This is a genomic window from Pantoea sp. GbtcB22, assembly GCF_019091025.1.
GTDB lineage: Bacteria > Pseudomonadota > Gammaproteobacteria > Enterobacterales > Enterobacteriaceae > Pantoea > Pantoea leporis.
The window spans coordinates 1-229 of record NZ_JAGXKB010001062.1 but is presented as its reverse complement, the minus strand read 5'-3'; the positions used below and the strand labels follow the sequence as shown (position 1 = coordinate 229).

Genomic DNA, 229 nt, shown 5'->3' with positions numbered 1-229 from the left:
CAAAAAGAGCCTGAAAAGTTCATGCCGGTTGAGTGGGATAAACTGGCCGACCAGGAATTTGTCGCAGGGATTAAAGTCGACATGTTCAATCATCAGGGCGCACTGGCGAATGTGACCGCGGCAATCAACACTGCCAGTTCCAATATTCAGCGCCTGGATACCGAAGACCGCGACGGACGCGTGTAGAGCGCCCTTATCCCACTCACCGCGAACGATCGCGTCCATCTGG

The 229-nt window shown here is 54.6% G+C and carries 1 pseudogene; it reads left to right on the top strand.

The features are described 5' to 3' along the window. Positions 1-183, top strand: a pseudogene (locus tag KVT28_RS27520) (ACT domain-containing protein); the annotation flags it as partial. Between the last annotated feature and the right edge of the window lie 46 nt (positions 184-229).